Here is a 5,535-nt window from a genome sequence, read left to right as displayed (position 1 = left end):
CCGTTTTCAGTGGTTAATTGGAGGGATCAGGCCGCGCATCGGCGATTCATCGAATCGCCGCCGCCGCAATCGGCCGGGCTCTCGAACACGATCTCGTGCTCGCGTGAGGGGCTGGCATAGCCCCGTGCCCGGCTGAAACGCTCGGCAACACGACCTGTGCGGCTGAAACCGACCTTCTCGAGCACCCGGCCCGATGCGGCATTGTCGACGAAGTGGTGCGCCACGACGCGGTCGTGGCCGAGTGCGCGGGTCAGCGACAGCAGGGTGCGGGCGGCCTCGGTCGCATAGCCACGTCCCTGTTCGTCGGGCGTGATCCAGTAGCCGAGGTTGACCTCGCCATCGAGCATCGACAGGCCGCAGCCGCCGACGATACGGGCACCTTCGGCACCGGGCGCGGTGACGAGGAAGCTGGGAAGGCGGTGATCCTGCGGCTTTTCGACGAAGGCGCGGGCGTCCTCGGCCGTATAGGGCCAGGGCACGCGGGCGAGGTTGCTCACGACGGCTTCATGGCCGATCCGGGCCATCAGCTCGTCGCGATCCTCCGGCCAGGCAGGGCGCAGGAACAGCCTTTCGCTGCGAATGAACATCTTCGTTACTCCAACCCCCGGCGCGCGCTTAGCGGGCCGGCGTGACACTGCAATTACGCCCGTGGTTACAAGGCGGTAATCGCAACAGATCCGAGGGGACGCGCGCCATCGCCGCCGCACCGTGCGCGGTGCAACCCGAAGTCGCCGTGTCGGTTCCCGGACACGCTGGAGGGAGATACGAAAAGAGGGAGACGGGCGGGGCCCTCTCCCTCATTCTGCTGATTCCCTTAAGAGAATCAGCGGGGCCATCCCGTCAGGATGGCCCTTACAGAGACCATCCGATTACTCGGCGGCTTCCGCCATGACGTCTACCGAGACGTACTTGCGGCCCTGCTTGCCGTCGTGGAAGCGCACGCGGCCTTCCGCGAGAGCGAACAGGGTGTGGTCCTTGCCAAGACCGACGTTCACGCCCGGGTACACGCGGGTGCCGCGCTGACGGACGATGATGTTGCCGCCGATCACTTCCTGACCGCCGAACTTCTTGACGCCGAGGCGGCGTCCTGCGGAGTCGCGACCGTTACGCGACGAACCGCCTGCTTTCTTATGTGCCATTGCTGGTTACTCCGAATTCTGGGGTCAGCCGACGGACACGATGCGCAGCAGGGTCATCTGCTGGCGGTGGCCTGCCTTGCGACGATAGTTGTGGCGGCGGCGCTTCTTGAACACCACGACCTTCTCGCTCTTCGCCTGGGCGATGATCTCGGCGGCGACGGTCACGTTCGCGATGTCCGCGACTTCGCCGTCCTTGCCTGCGAGCAGGATGTCACCCAGGGTGATCTTGTCACCGGCTTCACCAGCCAGCTTCTCGACCGCGATCTTGTCTCCGGCGGCAACCCGGTACTGCTTGCCGCCCGTGCGCACAACTGCGAACATGGTGCCCTTACCTAATCTCAAAAATGCCCGAAACGAGCCGAAACAAACCTGCCCCGGCCGCTCAGGTCCCGAAGGACCATGGAACTTTTCGGGCGACGTGCCGACCGCCCCGCGTGATGCGAGGTGCCGGAAAGATGGGTGCCGTTAGGGGATGGGCCGATTCGTGTCAACCAAGGACTTGGTGGTGACTGGGGCCGTTTCGGCGGTCCAAAGCCTCTCCCGCTTCGCGTCGGCCGTGCTATGGCAGCCTCATGATCCGCGCGAAAGTCCGTTTGACCCTCCCCGCCATCCTGTGCGGCGTTCTTTCCCTTGCCATGACGGCCTGCTCGTCTTCCGGTGGCTATCCCTCGCTGGCGCAGCGCGACGTCGAGCGCGTCAGCGGCACCGCCAGCGCCGCGCCCGGAGATTCGGGGCAGGCTGCTCCGGCGCTGCCCCCTGCGAGCGCCGATCTCGTCACGCGCCTTGCCGGCCTCGTGAAAATCGCGGAGCAGGCGGATCGTCAGTTCCAGTCCAATCGCCCCGCCGCCGAGCGGGCGAGTGCCGCGGCAGGTTCCACCGGCAGCGATTCGTGGAGCGTTGCCAGCGTCGCCCTGGCAAAGCTCGAATCGAGCCGCTCCTCGGGCATGACCGCTTTGGCCGAACTCGACGTTCTTTATGCCGACGCGCGCGACAAGGCGCCGGTCGAGGAATCGCCCGAGGTCAAGGCCATCGCCGACGCCCGCGCGCAAGTCGCCGCGCTGCTCGATGCGCAGGACAAGGTGCTGGCGGGGCTGGCGGGCCGCCTCAGGACCTGACCGGCCGCCTCGACGGGATTGCCTTGAAAGCGGCGGGAGAGGGGCCTAGGTCGGCCTTCTTCGTGAAATTGCCGCAGAAAGGCCGTCCCAGATGACTGCAACCGCACCCGAACTCGTCCTTTCCGGCGGCACCGTCCATACGCCGAGCGGCCCGGTGGTCGCCGATGTCGCGGTGCGTGACGGCAAGATCCTCGGCGTCGGCTCTTACCCGGATGCAGCGAAGCGGATCGACTGCACCGGGCTCGACGTGCTGCCCGGCGTCATCGACAGCCAGGTCCACTTCCGCGAGCCGGGGCTGGAGCACAAGGAAGACCTCGAGACCGGCAGCCGCGCGGCGGTGATGGGCGGCATCACGGCGGTGTTCGAGATGCCCAATACCAACCCCAATACCGATACCGAGGAGCGCGTCCTCGACAAGCTGAAGCGCGCGCATCACCGGATGTACTGCGATCACGCGTTCTACGTAGGCGCCACGGCCGACAATGCGGTCGTGCTGGCGGACCTCGAGCGCATTCCCGGTACGGCGGGCGTCAAGATCTTCATGGGCGCCTCGACCGGCAGCCTGCTGGTGGCCGAGGACGAGCAACTCGCCCGCGTGCTGGCCCACGGCCGTCGCCGCGTCGCCATCCATGCCGAGGACGAGGCGCGCATGAACGCACGCAAGGACCTGCGGGTGGAGGGCGACCCCTCCAGCCACCCGGTATGGCGTGACGACGAAAGCGCGATGCTGGCGACGCAGCGCATCCTGCGCCTTGCCCGCGAGGCGCGCCGCCCGATCCACATCCTGCACATCACCACTCCGGCCGAGCTGGAGCTGATCGCCCAGCACCGCGATGTCGCGACCTGCGAGGTGACCCCGCAGCACCTGACGCTGGCGGCCGAGGAAGCCTATCCCAGGATCGGCACCTTCGCGCAGATGAACCCGCCGATCCGCTCGGCCGCTCACCGCGACGGGTTGTGGCACTGGCTGCGCGCGGGCGTGCCCGACGTGATCGGCTCCGACCACGCGCCGCACACGCGCGAGGAAAAGGCCAAGACCTATCCGAACAGCCCCTCGGGGATGCCGGGCGTGCAGACCCTGCTGCCGCTGATGCTCGACCATGTCGCCAAGGGGCGCATGACGCTGGAGCGGCTGATCGACATGACCTCTTCGGGCGTGCAGCGCGTGTTCGGTCTCGTCGGCAAGGGCCGCATTGCGGTGGGCTATGACGCGGACTTCACCGTGGTCGACCGCAAGGGCACTTTCACGGTGACCGAGGAATGGGGCGAGAGCCGCTGCGGCTGGACACCTTTCGCCGGGATGGAACTGGAAGGCCGCGTCGTCGGTACGATCGTGCGCGGGCACTCGGCGATGTGGGAAGGCCAGCTCGCCAACGAGGCACAGGGCGAGGCGCTGCGGTTCGCCGGGGCGCTCTGAGCCCTTCGACAAGATCAGGGTGAGCGGGGGGTGATGAAAACTTCCCGGACCCGCTCAGGCTGAGCTTGTCGAAGCCCCCGCCAATCAGTTCCTGCGAGACAGGATGTCCCAGCAGAATACGCCGACGGCCGCCCAGATGAAGGCGAAGCAGACCAGCTGGATCGGTCTCAGCGGCTCGTGGAAGATGAACACGCTCATCAGGAACAGCCCGGTCGGCGTCACGAACTGGATAAAGCCTAGCACCGAGAAGGGCAGGGCGCGCGCGGCGGTGGCGAAGAGCATCAGCGGGATCGCGGTCAGCGGCCCGGCGCAGAGCAGCAGCAGGCTGATCCGCGTCGAGGAACCCATCGCCAGCCCGCCCGGCGCCTGCATCTGCCACCACATCAGGCCGAGCGCGGGCACGAACAGCACCAGCGTCTCGACCGTCAGGCCCGGCAGCGCGGCGACCGGCGCGAGCTTGCGGGCCAGGCCGTAGCACGCGAAGCTCAGCGCCAGCATCAGGCTGATCCACAAGGTATCGAGAGCGCCCTTCGCCAGCAGCGCCACGCCGATCGTCGCGAGGGCCACGGCGATCCACTGTCGCCGCTTCAGCTTCTCCTTGAGGAAGACCGTCGCCGCAAGGATGTTCATCAGCGGATTGATGTAATAGCCAAGGCTGGCCGCGAGCACGTGGCCCTCCATGATCGCGACGACATAGATGAGCCAGTTCGCGCCGATCAGGAACCCGCTCAGCGCCAGCGTGGCGAGGGTGCGCGGGTTGGTCAGCGCCGCCCGCAGTGCCGGGCCTTGCCGCAACACGGCGACCGCGATGAGGCAGAACGGCAGCGTGCACATCAGGCGCCAGACGACCACCTCGAACGGCGCGACGTCCTTCAACAGCGCGAAGTAGAGCGGGAACAGGCACCAGATGCCGTAGGCGCCGAATGCCGGAAGCAGACCGGAAACGGAAGGCGAGTGCCGGGGCATTTGGCGGGGCATTGTCTCGGGCATCGGCTGCATATCTCTCCCGGCGGTCGGGGGTATCCGCCGTGCATGCCCCTTAGAAGGGCGCCGGAACGGGGGCAACCGCTCGCTCCATCGCCTGTGCGCCAACGGCTCGTCGCAAAATCGAATCCTGACAAGCGCGTTGCGGTTCGTTCAGGATCGAAGGCTTAAAGATGAATGCGTAAGGCGGATCGACTCGGATGGCCGGTTCGCTTCCTTAGAAGAGGAGAGTTGAGATGAACGCATTCTTCAAGGCCTCGGCCATCGCCGCAGCCGCTGCCAGCCTGACCGTCGCACTGCCTGCTTCGGCCGCCATCGCCCCTTACGGCAACGGTTTCACCGCGCCGGGCGAGCAGACCTACGAGCATGGCCGCGACCGCTATCGTTACTCGCGCGAGGATTATCGCCGCGGCTACGGCAACCGTGACAGCTATCGCTATCGTGACGACCGTTATCGCGACGACTATCGCCGCAGCTCGTGGCGCGGCAACGACGGCCGTTACTACTGCCGTCGGGGCAATGGCACCACCGGCCTGCTGATCGGCGGTGCGGGCGGCGCGCTGCTGGGCCGCGAGATCGACGGCGGCCGCGACCGGACCGTCGGCACCGTGCTCGGTGCGGCCGCCGGTGCCCTGCTCGGCCGCGAGGTCGATCGCGGCGGATCGCGCTGCCGCTAAGGCATTCGACAGAACAGCTTTCCCCGCACGTACGGCGACTTGCGGGGGAACCGTCCGGGCCTGAACAGCTCGGGCGGGAGGGCGTCCGCATTCGTGCGGGCGCCCTCGTCGTTCGTTTGGAAAATGCCCAGCAGGGCATTTTCGAGCGGCACCGGCCCGCGCCCCCACCCGACCTCCCATTAAGTATATTTCCGTGGGAGGTC

Annotated in this window: 7 protein-coding genes; 3 read left to right on the top strand and 4 right to left on the bottom strand. The window is 67.0% G+C overall.

Annotated elements, in window-relative coordinates:
• Positions 1 to 26 precede the first annotated feature (26 nt).
• The 3 genes from ACYPYD_RS15645 to rplU form a co-directional block, all read right to left on the bottom strand.
• A complete protein-coding gene (locus ACYPYD_RS15645; RefSeq protein WP_271180867.1) occupies positions 27 to 587 on the bottom strand; it encodes a GNAT family N-acetyltransferase in 561 nt (186 codons plus the stop codon).
• 282 nt (positions 588 to 869) lie between these two features.
• Complete coding sequence (gene rpmA, locus ACYPYD_RS15640) at positions 870 to 1,139, bottom strand: 50S ribosomal protein L27 (protein ID WP_008828936.1); 270 nt, start codon at positions 1,137 to 1,139, stop codon at positions 870 to 872.
• A gap of 24 nt (positions 1,140 to 1,163) precedes the next feature.
• Entirely contained in the window at positions 1,164 to 1,460 is a 297-nt protein-coding gene (gene rplU, locus ACYPYD_RS15635; protein ID WP_008828935.1) for a 50S ribosomal protein L21, read from the bottom strand.
• A 251-nt stretch (positions 1,461 to 1,711) separates the two neighbouring features.
• On the opposite strand from rplU, the gene ACYPYD_RS15630 reads away from it, so the two are divergent.
• Positions 1,712 to 2,254, top strand: a complete 543-nt coding sequence (locus tag ACYPYD_RS15630; RefSeq protein ID WP_459664098.1) for a hypothetical protein — start codon at positions 1,712 to 1,714, stop codon at positions 2,252 to 2,254.
• 91 nt (positions 2,255 to 2,345) lie between these two features.
• Complete coding sequence (locus tag ACYPYD_RS15625) at positions 2,346 to 3,671, top strand: dihydroorotase (RefSeq protein WP_459664096.1); 1,326 nt, start codon at positions 2,346 to 2,348, stop codon at positions 3,669 to 3,671.
• An 84-nt stretch (positions 3,672 to 3,755) separates the two neighbouring features.
• Here the strand turns inward: ACYPYD_RS15625 and rarD are convergent, their stop codons facing one another.
• Positions 3,756 to 4,637, bottom strand: coding sequence for an EamA family transporter RarD (gene rarD, locus ACYPYD_RS15620; RefSeq protein WP_236727467.1), 882 nt, complete (start codon positions 4,635 to 4,637; stop codon positions 3,756 to 3,758).
• Positions 4,638 to 4,891: 254 nt separating this feature from the next.
• Here rarD and ACYPYD_RS15615 point away from each other — a divergent pair, with 254 nt between their 5' ends.
• On the top strand, positions 4,892 to 5,332 hold the full coding sequence (locus tag ACYPYD_RS15615; RefSeq protein ID WP_008828931.1) for a glycine zipper 2TM domain-containing protein: 441 nt from the start codon (positions 4,892 to 4,894) through the stop codon (positions 5,330 to 5,332).
• Positions 5,333 to 5,535: the final 203 nt, after the last annotated feature.

This window comes from Novosphingobium sp. 11B (genome assembly GCF_054589055.1).
The sequence above is the reverse complement of the archived record's forward strand: the minus strand, read 5'-3'. Positions and strand labels throughout refer to the sequence as shown.

What these genes read in the sequence shown, in the direction of transcription:
- rarD (WP_236727467.1), bottom strand. Translation starts at nt 4,637, where the DNA reads ATGCCCCGGCACTCGCCTTCCGTTTCCGGTCTGCTTCCGGCATTCGGC.
- ACYPYD_RS15625 (WP_459664096.1), top strand. Translation starts at nt 2,346, where the DNA reads ATGACTGCAACCGCACCCGAACTCGTCCTTTCCGGCGGCACCGTCCAT.
- ACYPYD_RS15645 (WP_271180867.1), bottom strand. Translation starts at nt 587, where the DNA reads ATGTTCATTCGCAGCGAAAGGCTGTTCCTGCGCCCTGCCTGGCCGGAG.
- ACYPYD_RS15615 (WP_008828931.1), top strand. Translation starts at nt 4,892, where the DNA reads ATGAACGCATTCTTCAAGGCCTCGGCCATCGCCGCAGCCGCTGCCAGC.
- rpmA (WP_008828936.1), bottom strand. Translation starts at nt 1,139, where the DNA reads ATGGCACATAAGAAAGCAGGCGGTTCGTCGCGTAACGGTCGCGACTCC.
- ACYPYD_RS15630 (WP_459664098.1), top strand. Translation starts at nt 1,712, where the DNA reads ATGATCCGCGCGAAAGTCCGTTTGACCCTCCCCGCCATCCTGTGCGGC.
- rplU (WP_008828935.1), bottom strand. Translation starts at nt 1,460, where the DNA reads ATGTTCGCAGTTGTGCGCACGGGCGGCAAGCAGTACCGGGTTGCCGCC.